Origin of the sequence: Uliginosibacterium aquaticum (assembly GCF_012972705.2) — a bacterium.
Classification (GTDB): Bacteria; Pseudomonadota; Gammaproteobacteria; order Burkholderiales; family Rhodocyclaceae; genus Uliginosibacterium; species Uliginosibacterium aquaticum.
Window position 1 is genome coordinate 64,367 of record NZ_JABCSC020000006.1, and the last position, 18,003, is coordinate 82,369.

Annotated in this window: 16 protein-coding genes; 13 read left to right on the top strand and 3 right to left on the bottom strand. The window is 64.7% G+C overall.

The features are described 5' to 3' along the window. Positions 1–114: 114 nt before the first annotated feature. From HJ583_RS17990 to HJ583_RS18045, 12 genes are all read left to right on the top strand, one after another. A complete protein-coding gene (locus HJ583_RS17990; RefSeq protein WP_170023207.1) occupies positions 115–1,269 on the top strand; it encodes a mandelate racemase family protein in 1,155 nt (384 codons plus the stop codon). Between the two features lie 39 nt (positions 1,270–1,308). Beyond that, on the top strand, positions 1,309–2,910 hold the full coding sequence (locus tag HJ583_RS17995) for an ABC transporter substrate-binding protein (protein WP_170023208.1): 1,602 nt from the start codon (positions 1,309–1,311) through the stop codon (positions 2,908–2,910). Between the two features lie 60 nt (positions 2,911–2,970). Continuing rightward, positions 2,971–4,011 (top strand): ABC transporter permease, encoded by a 1,041-nt coding sequence (locus tag HJ583_RS18000; RefSeq protein WP_170023209.1) that lies wholly within the window; start codon positions 2,971–2,973, stop codon positions 4,009–4,011. Positions 4,012–4,021: 10 nt separating this feature from the next. Then, positions 4,022–4,924 carry an ABC transporter permease gene (locus tag HJ583_RS18005; RefSeq protein ID WP_170023210.1) on the top strand — a complete coding sequence of 301 codons (903 nt, stop codon included), beginning with the start codon at positions 4,022–4,024 and terminating at the stop codon, positions 4,922–4,924. A gap of 134 nt (positions 4,925–5,058) precedes the next feature. Continuing rightward, the gene (locus HJ583_RS18010; RefSeq protein ID WP_170023211.1) at positions 5,059–5,922 is read left to right on the top strand and encodes an ABC transporter ATP-binding protein; all 864 of its coding nucleotides are present in this window, start codon (positions 5,059–5,061) and stop codon (positions 5,920–5,922) included. Positions 5,923–5,932: 10 nt separating this feature from the next. Next, positions 5,933–6,730: an ABC transporter ATP-binding protein gene (locus HJ583_RS18015; protein WP_170023212.1), complete on the top strand. Its 798-nt coding sequence runs from the start codon at positions 5,933–5,935 to the stop codon at positions 6,728–6,730. A 23-nt stretch (positions 6,731–6,753) separates the two neighbouring features. Then, a complete protein-coding gene (locus HJ583_RS18020; protein ID WP_217423506.1) occupies positions 6,754–7,542 on the top strand; it encodes an aldolase/citrate lyase family protein in 789 nt (262 codons plus the stop codon). After that, positions 7,505–8,473 (top strand): 2-hydroxy-3-oxopropionate reductase, encoded by a 969-nt coding sequence (locus HJ583_RS18025; RefSeq protein ID WP_328824944.1) that lies wholly within the window; start codon positions 7,505–7,507, stop codon positions 8,471–8,473. The genes HJ583_RS18020 and HJ583_RS18025 overlap by 38 nt, the downstream gene beginning before the upstream one ends. A 47-nt stretch (positions 8,474–8,520) precedes the next feature. Beyond that, entirely contained in the window at positions 8,521–9,759 is a 1,239-nt protein-coding gene (locus HJ583_RS18030; RefSeq protein ID WP_170023280.1) for a glycerate kinase type-2 family protein, read from the top strand. A gap of 44 nt (positions 9,760–9,803) precedes the next feature. Continuing rightward, a complete protein-coding gene (locus HJ583_RS18035) occupies positions 9,804–11,114 on the top strand; it encodes a putative acyl-CoA thioester hydrolase (RefSeq protein ID WP_170023215.1) in 1,311 nt (436 codons plus the stop codon). Positions 11,115–11,177: 63 nt separating this feature from the next. Next, positions 11,178–12,560, top strand: a complete 1,383-nt coding sequence (locus tag HJ583_RS18040) for a glycoside hydrolase family 28 protein (protein WP_170023216.1) — start codon at positions 11,178–11,180, stop codon at positions 12,558–12,560. A 57-nt stretch (positions 12,561–12,617) separates the two neighbouring features. Continuing rightward, entirely contained in the window at positions 12,618–13,700 is a 1,083-nt protein-coding gene (locus HJ583_RS18045) for a lactonase family protein (RefSeq protein ID WP_170023217.1), read from the top strand. Between the two features lie 65 nt (positions 13,701–13,765). On the opposite strand, the gene HJ583_RS18050 is transcribed toward HJ583_RS18045, so the two are convergent. From HJ583_RS18050 to HJ583_RS18060, 3 genes are all read right to left on the bottom strand, one after another. Beyond that, the gene (locus tag HJ583_RS18050; protein ID WP_101940391.1) at positions 13,766–14,827 is read right to left on the bottom strand and encodes an alkene reductase; all 1,062 of its coding nucleotides are present in this window, start codon (positions 14,825–14,827) and stop codon (positions 13,766–13,768) included. A gap of 34 nt (positions 14,828–14,861) precedes the next feature. Continuing rightward, positions 14,862–15,206 carry an ArsR/SmtB family transcription factor gene (locus HJ583_RS18055; protein WP_170023218.1) on the bottom strand — a complete coding sequence of 115 codons (345 nt, stop codon included), beginning with the start codon at positions 15,204–15,206 and terminating at the stop codon, positions 14,862–14,864. Between the two features lie 116 nt (positions 15,207–15,322). Continuing rightward, the gene (locus HJ583_RS18060; protein ID WP_170023219.1) at positions 15,323–16,036 is read right to left on the bottom strand and encodes a hypothetical protein; all 714 of its coding nucleotides are present in this window, start codon (positions 16,034–16,036) and stop codon (positions 15,323–15,325) included. 29 nt (positions 16,037–16,065) lie between these two features. On the opposite strand from HJ583_RS18060, the gene HJ583_RS18065 reads away from it, so the two are divergent. Next, a complete protein-coding gene (locus tag HJ583_RS18065; protein ID WP_170023220.1) occupies positions 16,066–17,976 on the top strand; it encodes an ATP-binding cassette domain-containing protein in 1,911 nt (636 codons plus the stop codon). The last annotated feature ends 27 nt before the right edge of the window (positions 17,977–18,003 follow it).

The window sequence follows — 18,003 nt, forward strand, 5'->3', positions numbered from 1 at the left end:
AACGTCTAGGGGTTTAGTGGGTTTGACGCCTTGGCTTCGTGCTCACTACTATTCAGTCCAACACGTATGACGACTGACAAGACGCAGCCCAGGCTCGCAGAACCAGGAGAAATGATGAAGATCGAAAGCATCCGCGGCACCGTATTCACCTACCCGAGCAAGCGCTCGGTGGATAGCGCGGGTCACTCCCATCCGGGACCGGAGAAGGACGCCAAGCTGGCGATGCTGACCATCACCTGTGATGACGGCAGCGCAGGCCATGCTTTCGGCCCGGTCGAGGTGGTGCGCAAACATGTGTTCGACGCCTTTTTCCGCAAGGTGATGATTGGTGCCGATCCTTTCATGCGCGAACAGATCTGGCAGGACCTCGCCCACTGGCAGCGCGGCAGTGCCGGCCAGCTCACCGACCGCGCGATGGCGGTGGCTGATCAGGCGCTGTGGGATCTGGCCGGACGCAAGCTGGGCCAGCCGGTGTACAAACTGATCGGCGGCTACCGCGACAAGGTGCCGGCTTACGGCTCCACCATGTGTGGCGACGAGCTCAAGGGAGGTCTGTCCACTCCCGAGGAATACGCGGACTTCGCCCTCAAGCTGGTGGCGCGCGGCTACAAGGCCATCAAGCTGCACACCTGGATGCCGCCAGTGGCCTTCGCGCCCAATGTCGACATGGACATCAAGTGCTGTGCCGCAGTGCGCGAAGCGGTCGGCCCGAACATCGACCTGATGCTCGATGGCTACCACTGGTATTCCCGCACCGAGGCGCTGAAGATCGGCCGTGCTCTGGAAAAGCTGAGCTTCGCCTGGTTCGAGGAAATGATGGACGAGCAGAGCATGTCTTCTTATGTGTGGCTCTCCGAGCAGCTCGATATCCCCATCCTTGGCCCGGAATACATGGGCGGCAAGCACCATACCCGCGCCGAATGGATCAAGGCCGGCGCCGCCGCAATCACCCGTGCCGGCGTGCCGGGCGTTGGGGGCATCACCCCGACCCTCAAGGTGGCCTATATGGCCGACGCCTTCGGCATGAACTGCGAAGTGCACGGCAATGGCGCGGCCAACCTGGCGGTATGCGCGGCGATCAAGAACTGCCAGTGGTACGAGCGCGGCCTGCTCCACCCCTTCCTTGAATACGACGAGGTGCCGGCCTATCTCAACAGTCTGGCCGACCCGATGGACCAGGACGGCTTCGTCCATCTGTCGCAGCAAGCCGGCCTGGGCGAAGACATCAATTTCGACTACATCGCAGCGCATACCGTGGCGACTTATTGAGCGCCCCCAGTCCACACAGAGACAAGCAAGGAGACCCGCATGAAATTCAATCGCCTTCTGGTTGCATCCGCCGTCGCGATGGCCCTGGCCAGCGGTCTGGCCGCCGCCAAGACGCCGGCCGATCAGCTGATTGTCGGCATGAGCATGAACAATCTGCTGTCGCTCGATCCGGCCGGCGCCACCGGCAATGATGTGGTCGAGGTGAATGCCAACATGTACGACTCGCTGGTCGAACTGGACCCGGCCGACACCTACAAGATCCTGCCGGGTCTGGCCGAAAGCTGGACGGTGGCACCGGACAACCGCAGCATCACGTTCAAGATCCGCAAGGGCGTGAAATTCCATTCGGGTAATCCGCTGACGGCTGAAGACGCCGCCTGGTCACTGCAGCGTGTGCTGAAGCTGAACCTCGCGCTGGCTTCGGTGTGGAAGAGCTACGGCTTTTCCGCGGCCAATGTGGAGCAGAACATCCGCGCGCTGGATGCCGAAACCCTGGTGCTGACCCTGCCCGAGCCGACCGATCCGAAGCTGGTGATCTACACCCTCGGCACCTCGGTGGGCGCCATGGTGCTGGATCGCAAGAAGGTGATGGCCAACGAGAAGGATGGCGACATGGGCAAGGCCTGGCTCACCACCAACGAAGCCGGCTCCGGCCCCTTCGCGCTGAACGACTGGCGCCAGAAGGATGTACTGCTGATGAGCCGCTTTGACGGCTACTGGCGCGGTCCGGCCAAGTTGAAGCGCGTGGTGCTGCGCCACATGACCGAATCACAGACCCTGCGCCTGATGCTCGAGCGCGGCGATATCGATGTGGCCGCCGGCATGTCGGTGCCGGATGTGGAGTCGATGAAGAAGAATCCGAATGCCGTGATCGAGGCAGTCAAGCGTGGCAATGTGTATTACGTGGCGGTCAGCGTGAAGGACCCGAAGTTCGCTGACAAGCGTGTGCGTCAGGCCATCCGTGCGCTCATCGACTATGACGGCATCAACAAGACGGTGATGCCCAACTACGGCCTCTACCATCAGCGCCCGGTGCAGATGGGCCTGCCGGCAACCCTGCCCAACCCTGGCTACAAGCTCGATGTGCCGGCGGCCAAGAAGCTGCTGGCGGAAGCCGGCTTCCCTAATGGCTTCAAGACCACTATCCGCGTGCTCTCCGACCCGCCCTTCATCAATATTGCCACCAATCTGCAATCCACTCTGGCGCTGGGCGGCATCGAGGCCAGCGTAGTTCCGGGTACTGGCAACCAGGTGTATGGCGCGATGCGTGATCGCAACTTCGAGATCATCGTCGGCCGCGGCGGCGGTGGGGCCGAGCCGCACCCGCACAGCAGCCTGCGCTCCCTGGTCTACAACCCGGACAACCGGGATGAGGCCAAGCTGACCAACTTCCAGGGCTGGCGCACCTCCTTCATCAGCCCCGAGATCAACGCCCTGATCGAGAAGGCCGAGGTCGAGCAGGACGAGAAAAAGCAGACCGCCATGTATCAGGAAGTTCAGAAACTGTATGACGCGCAGGTGGGCGCGATCCAGCCGGTGTCGCAGATGGTGGATACCGTGGTGTTGCAGAAGGATCTGCGCAACTTCCACAGTCACCCGGCTTCGACCACGCGCTGGCGCGAGGTCTACAAGCAGCGCTGAGTTCCCGATCGCTCATCCGCGCTCTGCGGATGAGCGCCTCCTGTCGCAACGGAGCATTCCATGTCGATCCTCTTTCCTTCTGGCCGTTCCGCGCGCCGGCTGACCGGTTTCGGCCATCGCCTGGGCATCGTGGCAGTGACCCTGCTGGGCTTGCTGGCCATGACCTTCTTCATCGGCCGCGTGATGCCGCTGGACCCGGTGCTGTCCATCGTCGGTTCCGACGCCGACCAGTCCACCTACGATCAGGTCTTCCACCAGCTCGGGCTGGACCAGCCGCTCTACATGCAGTTCGCCTACTACCTGCGCGATCTGCTGCACGGGGATCTGGGCCGTGCGCTGCTCTCCGGCAACGCCGTCACGGCCGACATCGCCCGCGTTTTCCCGGCCACCATCGAGCTGGCCACCATCGCGATTCTCTTTGGTACCTGTGTCGGCGTGCCGCTGGGCGTGTTCGCCGCCACCCGCAAGGGCCGCCTCGGTGATCAGGTGGTGCGCGTGATCAGCCTGTGTGGTTATTCAGTACCCGTGTTCTGGTTCGGCATGATGGGCCTGATCATCTTCTACGCCTGGCTCGGCTGGGCCGGCGGCGCCGGGCGCGTCGATCTGGCCTACGACGGTCTGGTGCAGAGCCGCACGGGCCTGCTGCTGATCGACGCGGCGCTGGCCGGCGAGTGGGAAGTATTCCAGAGCGCCATCCGCCACATCACCCTGCCGGCCTGCATCCTGGGCCTGCACTCGATGGCCTACATCGCCCGCATGACGCGCTCCTTCATGCTCAACCAGCTCAACCAGGAATACATCATCACCGCGCGGGTCAAGGGCCTCTCGGAGTTCGAGGTGGTCTGGCGCCATGCCTTCCGCAACATCCTGGTGCAGTTGCTGACCATCGTTGCCCTGGCCTACGGCTCGCTGCTCGAAGGTGCGGTGCTGATCGAAACCGTGTTCGCCTGGCCCGGCTTCGGCAGCTACCTCACTTCCAGCCTGCTGCTGGGCGACATGAACGCGGTGATGGGCTGTGTGCTGCTGATCGGCATCATCTTCGTGACCCTGAATCTGGTGGCCGATGCGCTCTACCAGGTGTTTGACCCCCGCACTCGATAAGGCAGGCACCATGACCACGACAACTCTTCCCGCTGCGGCTTGCGAGCAAACGCCGCAATCCTCCGCCCAGGCCCTGCGCCAGAACCTGGCGCGTAACCTGCGCAAGCTGGTGCGCAATCCGCTGTCGGTGGCGGGCCTGGTGGTGATCGGCGCACTGCTGCTGCTGGCCGCTTTCGCGCCCTGGATTGCCACCCACGACCCGCTGGCTCAGGATCTGGCCAACACCCTCAAGGCGCCGGATGCCGCACACTGGTTCGGCACCGACGAATATGGCCGCGACATTTTCAGCCGCCTCGTCTATGGCTCGCGCATCACGCTCTACATCATCTCGCTGGTGACCGTGATCGTCGGCCCGGTCGGCCTCGCGATCGGTGTGATCTCGGGCTACTTCGGCGGCTGGGTGGATACGGTGTTCATGCGCATCACCGACATCTTCATTTCCTTCCCCGGTCTGGTGCTTGCCCTGGCTTTCGTCGCCGCCCTCGGCCCGGGGCTGGATCATGCCGTGATCGCCATCGCACTCACTGCCTGGCCGCCGATCGCGCGTCTGGCCCGCGCCGAAACGCTGTCGCTGCGCAAGGCTGACTACATCGTCGCGGTGCAGCTGCAGGGCGCTTCTGCCACCCGCATCCTGCTGCGCCATGTGGCGCCGATGTGCCTGTCTTCGGTGGTGGTGCGCCTGACCATGAACATGGCCGGCATCATCCTCACCGCTGCCGGCCTCGGCTTCCTGGGCCTCGGCGCCCAGCCGCCGGTGCCGGAGTGGGGCGCGATGATCTCGGCGGGGCGCCGCTACATGCTGGAGTGCTGGTGGCTGGTGGCCATGCCCGGCGCCGCCATCATGTTTGCCAGCCTGGCCTTCAACCTCTTCGGCGACGGCATGCGCGACGTGCTCGACCCGCGCTCCGAATAGGAAGGGCTAAAAAATGATGCTGACTTTGTTGCAGCCGCTTGCCGTACCACTTGTACTGTCTGCGCGGCTACGCCTCGTCAGCACCGTTTCGCTGCGCTTCACTTCATTTTGTTAGCCCTTCCTGGGACGTAATCATGATGAATCAAACCAATCAGCCCCTGCTGCAGGTGGAAGACCTGCGCGTGAGTTTCACCAGTGGCGGCGCACTGGTCGACGCGGTGCGCGGGGTGTCCTTCAGCCTCGGCCGCGAGAAGCTGGCCATCGTCGGCGAATCCGGCTCGGGCAAGTCCACCGTGGGCCGTACCCTGCTGCGCCTGCATCCGAAGAGCGCGCGCATCACCGCCAGCAAGATGCAGTTCGGCGACATCGATTTGGCCACCTGCTCCGAGAAAACCATGCAGTCCATTCGTGGTCAGCGCATGTCGATGATCATGCAGGATCCGAAGTACTCGCTGAACCCGGTGATGCGCGTCGGCGACCAGATTGCCGAGGCCTATCTGGCGCACCACAAGGTCGCGCGTGCCGAGGCCAATCAGCGCGCGCTGGCGATGCTCGAAGCGGTGCGCATCCGCGATCCGCAGCGCGTGTTCCGCATGTATCCGCACGAAGTGTCCGGCGGCATGGGCCAGCGCATCATGATCGCCATGATGCTGATCACCGAGCCCGAAGTGGTGATCGCCGACGAGCCGACTTCCGCGCTCGACGTATCGGTGCGCCTGCAGGTGCTGGCTACCCTGGACGATCTCGTTTCCAAGCGTGGCCTCGGCCTGATCTTCATCAGCCACGATCTGAACCTGGTGCGCAGCTTCTGCGACCGGGTGCTCGTGATGTATGCCGGCCGCGTCGTTGAATCAATCGCCGCCAGCGATCTGGACAACGCGAAGCACCCCTATACCCAGGGCCTGCTGGCGTCCTTGCCCAGCGTGGACCAGCGCCGCGAGCGCCTGCCGGTGCTGCAGCGCGACCCGGCCTGGCTCACCCAGCCCATCGGCGCCTGAGGAGAACGCAATGGCAATGATCGAAGTCGACAAACTCAATCTCAGTTTCGGCGAAGGCGCCGAGGCCAATCAGGTACTGCACGATGTGTGCTTCGACGTGGGCGACGGCGAGGCCTTTGGTCTGGTCGGTGAATCCGGCTCCGGCAAGACCACCGTATTGCGCTGTCTCGCCGGCCAGTACAGCCACTGGAGCGGGAGCCTTGCCATCAACAGTGAGAGGCTTGGCCGCAAGCTCGACAAGGCACGCTGCCGCAAGCTGCAGATGGTTTTTCAGGACCCCTACGGCTCGCTGCACCCACGCCACACGGTGGAGACCGCGCTCAGCGAGCCGCTGGCGATTCACGGCATTACCGATGCCAGCCGACGCATCGACAGCATCCTGACCAAGGTCGGCCTGCCGACCAATTTCCGCTATCGCTATCCGCACCAGCTCTCCGGCGGTCAGCGCCAGCGCGTGGCGATTGCGCGCGCGCTGATCCTCGAGCCGCGCATCCTGTTGCTGGATGAACCGACCTCGGCACTGGATGTGTCGGTGCAGGCCGAAATCCTCAACCTGCTGGCCGACCTGCGCAAACAGGAAGGCCTCACCTACCTGCTGGTGACGCACGATCTGGGCGTGGTCGCTCATCTGTGCGACCGCGTGGCGGTGATGCAGCAGGGCCGCATCGTCGATCTGATCGAAAGCGCCAGTCTGGTCGGCGCGGTACCCGAGCACCCCTATACCCGCATGCTGGTCGAAGCGAGCCGCCACTACAGCCGCGAGATGGCTGAAGTCGGGGCCGACCTCACTCCCGCTGAAGCCGTCTGAACCCAGGAGAATCCACCGTGGACATGATCCTCAACCGTTTCAAACGCGGCCTCGCTGAAGGCCAATTGCAGATCGGCCTGTGGTCGCATCTGTCGAACCATGTCAGCACCGAAGTCATCGGCGGCTCTGGCTTCGACTGGATCGTGCTGGACGCCGAACACTCGCCCAACGAAACCTTCCAGTTGCACCAGCAGCTCCAGGCCCTGTCCGAGGGCGGCAGCAGTGCCGTGGTGCGCGTGGCCTGGAATGACAAGGTGCTGATCAAGCGGGTGATCGACATTGGTGCCCAGACCCTGCTGATTCCGCAGGTGCAGAACGCTCAGGAGGCCGCCGAAGCGGTGGCCGCCACGCGCTATCCGCACGACGGCGGCTTGCGCGGTTTCACCGGCTTGTCGCGCGCTTCGCGTTTCGGTCGCATCAAGGATTACCACCAGCGCGCCGCCGATGAGATCTGCGTGGTGGTGCAGGTGGAAACCGTCGAAGCCCTGGAGCAGATCGAAGCCATTGCTGCCGTCGAAGGCGTTGACGGCATCTTCATCGGCCCCGGCGATCTGTCGGCGGCCATGGGGCAGATCGGCAATCCGGGCCATCCGCAGGTGCAGGCTGCGATTGCAGACGCCGTGAAGCGCATCCGCGCCGCCGGCAAGCCGGCCGGCATCCTCACCGGCGACGAGGCCCAGGCGCGTCAGTACATCGAATGGGGCTGCTGCTTCACTGCCGTGGGGGCCGACATTGCGCTGCTGGCGCGGGCCTCCGAGCAACTCGCGGCACGCTTTGCGCCGCTCAAGAACACTTGCCCTCAGGCCGCCTGAGGCCGCGCTTCAATCACAGGACAATCACAGGAGTCTGGACATGGAAAAAATCGGTTTCATCGGCCTCGGCATCATGGGCACGCCGATGGCGGGCCATCTCATCGCTGCGGGCTACCCGGCCTATCTGCACACTGTTGGCGAAGTGCCGTCCTCACTCGTCGCCGCTGGCGGCATCGCCTGCCGCAGCGCGGCCGAAGTTGCGGCTCAGGCCGATATCGTGATCATCATGGTGCCGGACACCCCGCACGTCGAAGCCGTGCTCTTCGGTGAAAACGGTGTGGCGGAGAGCATTTCGGCCGGCAAGGTGGTGGTGGACATGAGCTCCATCTCGCCGGTAGCCACCAAGGAATTCGCGCAGAAGATCGAAGCCCTCGGCGCCGACTACATCGACGCACCGGTCTCTGGCGGCGATGTGGGTGCCAAGGCCGCCAGCCTGACCATCATGTGCGGCGGCAAGGAGAGCGTCTTCGAACGCGTGCGTCCGCTGTTCGAGAAGATGGGCAAGAACATCACCCTGGTGGGCGAGGCCGGTGCCGGCCAGATCACCAAGGTGGCCAACCAGATCATCGTCGCGCTGACCATCGAAGCGGTCGGCGAAGCCCTGCTGCTGGCTTCCAAGGCCGGTGCCGATCCGGCCCGGGTGCGCCAGGCTTTGATGGGCGGTTTTGCCAACTCGCGGATTCTCGAAGTGCATGGCGAACGCATGATCAAGCGCAACTTCGCACCGGGCTTCCGCATCGCCCTGCATCAGAAGGATCTGAACCTCGCACTGTCCACCGCGCGTACGCTGGGCCTGTCGCTGCCCAACACTGCGACTTGCCAGGAGTTGTTCAACAGCTGCGCCGCACATGGCGGCGAAGCCTGGGATCACTCCGGCATGGTGCGCGCGCTGGAGTTGATGGCCAATTTCGAAATCGGGCAATCCGCCTGAGGAAAGGGCACGGCGTGACGCACGATCCTCAGGTGCTCCTGCGCCAGATGTTCGCGGCGGCGGTGGCCGCCGCCCAGCCGGCACGTTGCCTGCCACCCTTTCTGCCACCACCTCCGCGCGGGCGCTTGGTGGTGATCGGTGCCGGCAAGGCTTCGGCCGAGATGGCGCGGGTGGTTGAAGGGCATTGGGCGCGGCCGCTCAGCGGGCTGGTGGTCACGCGCTACGGCTACGAGGTGTCCTGCCAGCGCATCGAGATCGCCACTGCAGCGCATCCGGTGCCGGATGAGAATGGCCTCAATGCAGCGCGCCGCATGCTTGAACTCGTGAGTGGCCTGACGGCCGACGACACCGTGTTGTGCCTGATTTCAGGCGGCGGCTCGGCATTGCTGCCGCTGCCGCTGGAAGGGCTGACGCTGGCAGACAAGCAGGCGATCAATCGCGCCCTGCTGGCCTCCGGGGCCACGATCAGCGAGATGAACTGTGTGCGCCGCCACCTCTCGGCGATCAAGGGCGGGCGCCTCGCTGCGGCCTGCTATCCGGCGCGCGTGGTGACCCTGCTGATTTCCGATGTACCGGGCGATCATCCGGTGGATATCGCCTCCGGCCCTAGCGTGGCTGATCCTACGAGCTGCGCCGATGCGCTGGCCATTGTCGAGCGCTACGGCGTGGTTCTGCCGGCCGCCGCGCGCCGCTTGCTGGAGAGTGGCGAGGGCGAATCGGTGAAACCTGGCGACCCGCGCCTGGCGAACAGCAGCTGCCACTTCATCGCCACTCCGGCGCTGGCGCTGGAAGCTGCGGCGAAACTGGCGCGCGAGGCCGGCTTTGCCGTCTTCAATCTTGGCGACAGCCTGGAAGGCGAGGCGCGTGACATGGGCAAGGTGATGGCCGGCATCGTGCGCAACGTGGCGCTCAATCAGCAACCCTTTCCGTCGCCCTGCATCCTGCTCTCCGGCGGCGAAGCAACCGTTACTGTGCGCGGTGATGGGCGCGGTGGGCGCAATGTCGAATTCCTGCTCTCGCTGGGCGTGGCGCTCGATGGCCTGGCTGGCGTCTGGGCCATGGCGGGCGATACCGACGGCGTTGATGGCCAGGAAGAGATCGCGGGCGCACTGCTTACTCCGGATAGCCTGCAACGCGCCTGGGCACGGGGCATTCGTCCGCGCGCAGCACTGGACGCCAATGATGCGCATGGGTTCTTCGGTGCGCTGGGAGACTCCGTGATCACCGGGCCAACCCTGACCAATGTGAATGACTTCCGCGCCATCCTGATCGGGGCTGCTGGCTGATCGGCGGTGGCATGCATCCTGTTTTCTCTTGTCTGGAGCTGGTCATGAAAAATCCTGCCGGGCCTGTGCTGGCCTTTCTGCTGGGCTTGTCCCTGAGCGGCTGCAGTCTGCTTGCGTCGCAGCCAGTATCGCCACAGGTCGCGCCTGGGAGCGCCAGCCGCCCTGTGCTCAATGCCGAGGAAGCTGGCCGTTTCACCCGGGAGCGCTACTTCGCGCACAAGGGCCGGCTGTCGGCCCCCGAGCATGACCCCTGGCAACCGCAGCCCATTGATCTGGCTGGCGTGAAGGCCGACTTCGTCGTCGGCGCAGGCGGCAGCCATGCCACCGTGCAGCAGGCGGTGAATGCAGCGATTTCCAGCGGCAAGCGCAGCCGTCAATACATCCGCATATTGCCCGGCACCTATACCGGCGCAGTGTATGTGCCGATCGATGCTGGCCCGCTGACCCTCTACGGCAGCGGCAAGCCTGAAGAGGTGAATATCGAGCTGACCCTGGATGCGCGCACCCCGCCGTCGGCCTACATCGCAGCGCTGAATCCGGCCGGTCAGTTCAAGGCGGGCGACCCGGCCTGGGCCATGTACCAGGTGTGCGCCGGCCAGGCCGCCGACAAGCCGATGGATACGCCCTGTGCTGCCGTGATGTGGGTGCAGGCCGATGGCTTCCAGCTCAAGAACCTGACGGTGACCAACACCCTGCTCGAATCGGTGATCGACGCCAAGCGCGAAGGCCATCAGGCGGTGGCCCTGCGCAGCGATGGCGATCGTGCCCAGTTCGAGCAGGTGCGCCTGATCGGCCGTCAGGACACTTTCCTGGTGAACGTCGGCGAGGCGCCCACGCCCACCAACAAGGTGGGCACTTATCCGCTGGACAAGATTGCGCGGGCTTACATCCGGGATGCCTACATCGAGGGTGATGTGGACTTCGTGTTCGGCCGCGCCAACGCGGTGTTCGAGCAGTGCGAATTCCGTGTGGTGTCCACCCGCCGCAGCGTGCCGGCGATCGTCTTCGCACCGGACACGGTGCCGGCCTCCTCGCTGGGCTTTCTGGTCATCCACAGCCGCATCACGGGTGACAAAGGCCATCAGGCGCTGAAGTTCTCCAAGCTCGGTCGCTCCTGGGATCAGGGTGCGGGCGGCACCGGCTATCTGCCGGGCAGTTCGCCCAACGGCCAGCTGGTGATCCGCGACAGCTATATCGACCAGAGCTTTGATCTTGCTGCGCCCTGGGACAAAGCGGCCACCACTGGCCGGCCGCATCGCGGTAATGTGGCCGCCAGCCGCAATTTCGATGACCCCGCCTTCAACCGGCTGTGGGAGTTCAACAACTACGGACCAGGGGCACAGCCGGCGCCGTGAGCATGCGCCTGGCACTCTGAGCTTCCCTGATTCCTGCCATTTTCTGTTCTGTGGAGTATCTGCATGTCCTTCAAGAAATCTCATTCCCTGATCTGTCTGGCGCTGGCTGCACTTGCACCGAGCGCCTGGGCCGTTACCGACATTCGCATCCCGGCCAAGATTTGCGACGTGACCGCTTACGGTGCCAATGGCGAGCGTCAGCAGATCGTGCTCAACACCACGCCGATCCAGCAGGCCATTGATGACTGCGCGCTCGCCGGTGGCGGCACCGTGCTGTTTCCGCCCGGCAACTATCTGACCGACCCGATCTTCCTCAAGAGCAATATCCGCCTCAAGCTGGAAAAGGGCGCCATCCTGGTCGCCTCCAGCATCGAATCGAGCTATCGCGCCACGCCCGAAACCAAGTACGCCGAAGCCGAGAACGGCTGGCTGCCCTTCATCAGCGTGGCGGGCGCCGAAAACGTGGCGATCAGCGGCGAAGGCACGATCGATGGTCAGGGCGCGGTGTGGTGGGAGCGCTGGCGCAGCAATGTGCGCGCCAATCCGGCCAAGCGCGGCTCGACGGATCGCCCGCGCCTGATCTACATCCGCAACAGTCATAACGTGCTGGTGGAAGGCGTGACCATCACCAACTCGCCGAGCTTCCATGTGGTCATGCGTTACTCGGAAGACATCGACGTCACCCGCACCCGCATCGTCAGCCCGCCGTTTGCGCCGCACACCGATGCCATCGACCCGATCGACAGCCGCAACATCCGCATCACCCACAACTACATCGACAACAACGATGATCACGTGGCGATCAAGGCCGAGAAGGCCGATCCGCGCTATCCCGATGGCGTCACCAGCAACATCTACATCGCCCACAACACCATCAAGGGCGGCCGTGGCATCTCCATTGGCAGCGAGTCTGCGGGCGGCGTGTCGAATGTGCTGGTCGAGCACAACAGCTTCGACGGCTCGATGTACGGCCTGCGCATCAAGAGCCCGCGCGGCAAGGCCGGCAAGGTGACGAACATCACCTACCGCGACACGAAGATGGTGAACGTCGGCGTGCCGCTGGTCTTCTCCGGCTACTACAAGAGTGCACCGGAAAATGCCGAAGAGCTGGCCCGTGCCCTGGCCGAAGGCGGCTTCGTGGTGGGTGACCAGCTCTACCCGGCGGACTCCGATCCGGCCCAGGCCTTTGATGCTGTGAAGACGCCGCATTTCAGCAACATCCGCATCATCAATCTGGTGTCCACCGGCAAGAGCAAGGCCGCGGGTTATATCGTCGGCGTGCCCGAGGCCCCGATCAGCGCGTTCAGCTTCGAGAATGTGAAGATCGAGGCCGAGCGTGGCCTGCTGATCCGCAATGCTAGCGTCGAGGCACGCAAGTTCTCGCTCAAGGCGCGCATGGGTAACCAGCTGATCCTGCAGAAAGATGGCAAGCTGAGCCAGAAGTAAGCAGCGTTCGAACCGGGGCCAGCTGAGCTGGCCCCGATCCACAACAAGAGAGCCCTCATGAAATACATCCGCAGCCTGCGCACCCTGTGTGCCGTTTCGTCCTGCCTGGGCCTGCTGGCCTGCGCGCCGACCAGCACCTATGTGTACGTATCGAGCTCGGTCAGCAAGAGCATTCTGGTCGCTGAGCTCGATCGTGCCCGTGGCACCCTCACGCCGCGCCAGACGGTCGCCGTCGACGGCACGGTGATGCCACTGGCAATCAGCCCGGACAAACGCTTCCTGTTTGCCGCCCTGCGCTCCAAGCCCTATGCCGTGGCGGCCTTCGCGATCGATCCGCAATCCGGCCAGTTGCGCCACCTTGGCAACTTCCCCTTGCCTGAGAGCATGGCCAGCATCGCCACGGACCGCAGCGGTCGGTTTCTGCTGGCCGCCTCCTATGGCGGCAATCTGCTCAGCGTGAGCCGCATCAGCGCCAGCGGCGAAGTAGCGCCCGCGCACCAGATCATCCCGACTCCGCCGATGGCGCATAACCTGCAGGCCACGCCGGACAACCGCTTTGCCTTCGCCACCAGCCTCGGCGGCGATGTGTTGCTGCAATTCAGGCTGGATGCCGCGGAGGGGCTGCTGAGCCCGAACGCGCCGGCCGAGCTGGCCCTGCCGGCCAAGTCCGGTCCGCGCCATCTGGCGTTTCATCCGGGCGGGCGCTTCGTCTATCTGATGGATGAGCTCGACGCCCGTGTGCACAGCTTCAGCTTCGATGCGGCCAGCGGCAGCCTGAGCTGGGTGGCCAGCCTCGCCAGCCTGCCGGCCGGCTTCAGCGGCAAGGCCGCCGGGGCGGATATTCACATTACGCCGGACGGACGCTTCCTCTATACCTCGGACCGTGGCTCTAACACCCTGGCGGGCTTCAAGGTGGATGCCGGGAGTGGCGCCCTGAGCCTGATCGGCCACTGGCCCAGCGAAACCCAGCCGCGCGGCTTCAACATCGATCCGGCAGGACGCTACCTGATCGAAGCCGGCCAGAGCTCCGGCATGCTCGGTGTGCATGCGATTCGCGCCGACGGCAGCCTTGAAAAGCTGGGCCGCTACCCGGCCGGCCAGGGGCCGAACTGGATCGAAATGATCAGCCTGCCACGCTGAAGTCTGCGACAAGAAAAAAAGGGGGCTCGCCGGGCGAGCCCCCTTTGGTCTGCCTGCAGTCTTGCTCAGGCCTGCGGATAGTCGACGTAGCCGACGCGCGGATCTGGCTGACCGTAGCCGTAGAAGCTCTCCGGCTTCGGCGCGTTCAAGGGCTGCTCGCGCAGGAAACGCAGTGGCAGGTCCGGTGTGGCGATGAAGTCCTTGCCGAAGGCCACCGCATCGGCTTCGCCGCTGCTCAAGAGGGCATCGGCCTGGCTGCGGCTGAGGCCCTGGTTGGCGATATACACGCCACCGAAAGCTGCCTTGAGGGCCGGGCCGAGGCGCGGCGCATCCTGCGATTCGCGGGCGAACAGGAAGGCAATCTGGCGCTTGCCCAGTTCGCGGGCGACGTAGCTGAACGTGGCCAGCGGATCGCTGTCACCCATGTCGTGCGAGTCGCTGCGCGGTGCGATGTGCACGCCGACGCGGCCGGCGCCCCACACGCTGATGGCAGCGTCGGTCACTTCGAGCAGCAGGCGGGCGCGGTTTTCGAGACTGCCGCCGTACTGGTCGCTGCGCTGATTGGTGCTGTCCTGCAGGAACTGGTCGAGCAGGTAGCCATTGGCTCCGTGGATCTCGACGCCGTCAAAACCAGCGCGCAAGGCATTTTCGGCGCCCTGGCGATAGGCTTCGACGATGTCTGCGATCTCGGCGGTGTCGAGTGCGCGCGGGGTCACGTAATCGCGCATCGGGCGCAGCAGGCTGACATGGCCGGCCGGCTGGATGGCGCTTGGCGCCACCGGCAACTCGCCGTCCAGATAGTCCGGATGGGAGATGCGGCCCACGTGCCAGAGTTGCAGGAAGATGCGCCCGCCGGCGGCATGCACTGCGCGGGTTACCAGTTTCCAGCCTTCAACCTGGGCGTTGGACCAGATCCCCGGGGTATCCGGATAGCCCACGCCGAGCGGGGTCACCGAGGTGGCTTCGCTGAGGATCAGGCCGGCGCTGGCGCGTTGGGCGTAGTACTCGGCCATCAGTGCGTTGGGCACGCGGCCCTCGCTGGCGCGGCAGCGCGTCAGCGGGGCCATCACGATGCGATTGGGCCACAGCAGATCGCCGGCCTGGAGGGGTTCGAAGAGGATGCTCATGGTGTGGGGTTCCTTGTGGGCTGCGGGGAGGGGGTCAGAGCTCGTGCTGCATCTTGAGCAGGAAGGCGGCGATCACCGCTTCGTTGCGCGAATAGAAGATCCACTGGCCGATCTTGCGGGTGCTGACCAGGCCGGCGCGCTGCAGGCTGGCCAGATGCGCCGAGGCGGTGGAGTGCGAGAGGCCGGTTTTCTCGAAGATCTTGCCGGCGCACACGCCCATTTCGAGCGGATGGGCCTGATCGGCGAAATGCTGCTCGGGCGTGCGCAGCCAGGCCAGGATCTCGCGCCGCGCCGGGCTGGCCAGCGCCTTGATGATCTCTTCCAGCTCGGTTTCGGCGAGCGAGATCGTTTCGTCGGAAGTGGAATTTTCTTTCGTCATGTAGCGAATCGTAATTCGCTATTAAACGAAATACAAGCGCGCGACGAAAAAAAACCAGCCCGATGGAGGGGCTGGCGGGTGTGGATCATCCATGTGGTGGATGCGCCAATGCGGGTTCAGGGGGCTGATGTGGCGGCCTTCTTGGCCTTTTTCTCGGCCGCCTCACGGGCGCGTTGATCGTAGCGGGCCGCGTCGGCCTTGGCGCGAGCGGCGCGTTCGGCCGCATCCTGCTCGCGCTCCCGGCGGGCTTTTTCGGCCTCTGCCACGCGCGTCTTCTTGTCGGCATCGGCTTTGGCCTTGGCCTCCGGGCCGGGCTGGGCTGCCGGTGCCGGCTTCAGCGGGGGCGGCACGATCGGCGTGCCGCCTTCCGGCGCCTCACCCCGTGGCGTGCCGCTCGGCGTCGGCACAGGTGGGCGGGTCGGCTGCGGGGCGGATTTCTCTGCATCCTCCAGTTCCAGCACCTTGGATTTGGCGCGTCGCTCGATCAGGTTGGCATCGATTTCGTACTGACGCACCACCTTCATGCGCTCGATATTGGCGAGGCGCGCCTTTTCGCGGCAGGCGTTGACCAGGAATTTGGCGTAGCAGGCAATGTCGTCGCGCTTGAAGGCGGCTTCGGATTCGCTGCGGCGGGCATCCGCATCGCGCCGCAACTCCGCCGCCAGCTGTTGCTGCTCCTTCGCCTCGGCGAGGGTTTGGGGCGGCATCGGCAGGTCGGCCGAAGGCTGCGGGCCAACGGCCTGGGCCAGCGGGCAGGCGATCAACAGGAGGAACACAAGCTTCTTGATGGACATGGGGAGCTGGGCCTCGCGGGCCGGTAGAATGCGCATTGCTTCCAATTCTCCCAGACCCTACGGCCTTGATCCAGTTCCGTAATCTTGCGCTCGCGCGCGGCGCTCGTCGCCTGATCGACAATCTCTCCCTGCAGATTCACCCCGGCTGGCGCATTGGCGTGGTCGGCGCCAATGGCACCGGCAAGTCCAGCCTGTTCGCGCTGCTGCGCGGCGAGCTGCAGCAGGAGCAGGGCGATCTTGATATTCCTTCTGCCTGGACCATTGCCCATGTGGCGCAGGAGACCCCGGCGCTCACCTGCTCGGCACTGGATTACATCCTCGAAGGCGATGCCGAACTGCGCCGCGTGCAGCGGGATCTGGTGGCGGCCGAAGTCGCGCACGACGGTCACCTGATCGGCGAGCTCCACACCCGCCTGCAGGAAATCGAAGGCTACTCGGCCAATGCGCGGGCTTCCACGCTGCTGCACGGACTGGGTTTCAGCGATGCGGATTTCAGCCGGCCGGTGTCGGATTTCTCGGGCGGCTGGCGCATGCGCCTGAATCTGGGGCAGGCGCTGATGTGCCGCTCCGACCTTCTGTTGCTCGATGAGCCGACCAACCACCTTGATCTGGATGCCGTGGTGTGGCTGGAAAAGTGGCTCGCCGCCTATCGCGGCACCCTGCTGCTGATCTCGCACGACCGGGATTTTCTCGACGCCTGCGTGACCCACATCGCTTTTCTCGACGCGCAGAAGCTCACCCTCTATACCGGCGATTACGATGCTTTCGAGGATCAGCACGCCGCCCAGCTCGCGCAGCAGCAGGCGCTGTTCGAGAAGCAGCAACGTGAAGTCGCGCACCTGCAGAAATACATCGACCGCTTCCGCGCCCAGGCTACCAAGGCGCGTCAGGCGCAGAGCCGGATCAAGGCGCTGGCGCGGATGGAGCGGATCACCGCTGCCCACGTCGACACGCCTTTCGATTTCGCCTTCCCCGAGCCGGACCGGGCGCCGGACCCGATGGTGACCCTCAAGGATGTGCAGCTGGGTTATGGCGACAAGACCATCATCGCCAAGCTCAAACTCGAATTGCGCCCCGGCGCACGCCTGGGCCTTCTGGGGCCGAACGGCGCCGGCAAGTCCACCCTGATCAAGCTGCTGGCTGGCGATCTGGCCGCGCAGAGCGGCACGGTGCTGCTCGGCAAAGGCGTGGTGCTGGGCTACTTCGCCCAGCATCAGCTGGAGCAACTGCGCCCGGATGAGTCGCCGCTGCAGCATCTGATCCGCCAGGAGCCGATGACCCGCGAGCAGGAGTTGCGCGACTACCTCGGCGGCTTTGATTTCCGTGGCCCGATGGCCGACGCCAAGGTCGGGCCGTTCTCGGGCGGCGAGAAATCGCGCCTCGCGCTAGCCTTGCTGATCCGTCATAAACCGAATCTGCTGCTGCTCGATGAGCCGACCAACCACCTCGATCTAGAGATGCGCCACGCGCTGACCCTGGCGCTGTCCGAATACGAAGGCAGCATGGTGCTGGTGAGTCACGACCGCGCACTGCTCAGAACCGTGTGCGACGATTTCCTGCTGGTGGCCGATGGCCTTGCCCAGCCCTTCGATGGCGATATCGAGGATTACCTCGTATGGCTCGATGCGCGTCGCTCACGCGAAGCCGCCGCGCGCGTCGATGTGCAGGCGGCTGATGACAAGGCCAGCCGCATTGCCAGCCGTGAGGCCGAAAAGGCTGACCGGCAGGCGCGCATCCAGCGCCGTCGCCCCTTGCTCAAGGAGTTGGAGCAGCTCGAGCGCAAGCTGCAGGGCTGGCAGGGCGAGAAGAAGCTGCTCGACGAGCGCGTGTCTGACCCGGCGCTCTACGCCAGCGGCGATGGTGCGCTGGTGCAGAGCCTGCTCAAGCGTCAGGGCGAGCTGGGCGCCAGCATTGATGCCGGCGAGGAACGCTGGCTGGAGATTCAGACCGAGCTGGAGGAAATCGGCGAAGTCTGACGTCCGTACGAAGCAGACCGGTTCCAT